Annotated in this window: 1 protein-coding gene; it reads left to right on the top strand. The window is 28.6% G+C overall.

Annotated features, from left to right (window positions below; all coding sequences use genetic code 11):
- Positions 1-339 (top strand): IS200/IS605 family transposase (gene tnpA / locus QMG30_RS24870; protein WP_281819924.1); only part of this gene is annotated, 339 nt, incomplete at both ends.

Genomic DNA, 339 nt, shown 5'->3' with positions numbered 1-339 from the left:
AAAGCAATAGACATTCAATATACAATCTAAAATATCATTTGGTTGTAATAACTAAATATAGACACAAATGTATTAACAAAGAACTATTAGACGACCTAAATGAAATATTCAAAAACATAATTGAAGGGAAAAACGGAACTATAATCGAATTTAATGGAGAACCTGACCATATCCATTTACTATTTGAAACACCTCCCCAAGTGGAATTAGCCAAATTAGTTAATACTCTAAAGACTGTTTCTTCAAGACTGATTAGGAAAAAACATAGTGAATATTTAAAAGAATATTACTGTAAACCCGTATTTTGGAGTAGAAGTTATTGCATTTTAACAACTGGAG

It is taken from the genome of Vallitalea longa, assembly GCF_027923465.1.
Taxonomy (GTDB): Bacteria; Bacillota; Clostridia; order Lachnospirales; family Vallitaleaceae; genus Vallitalea; species Vallitalea longa.
The sequence above is the reverse complement of the archived record's forward strand: the minus strand, read 5'-3'. Positions and strand labels throughout refer to the sequence as shown.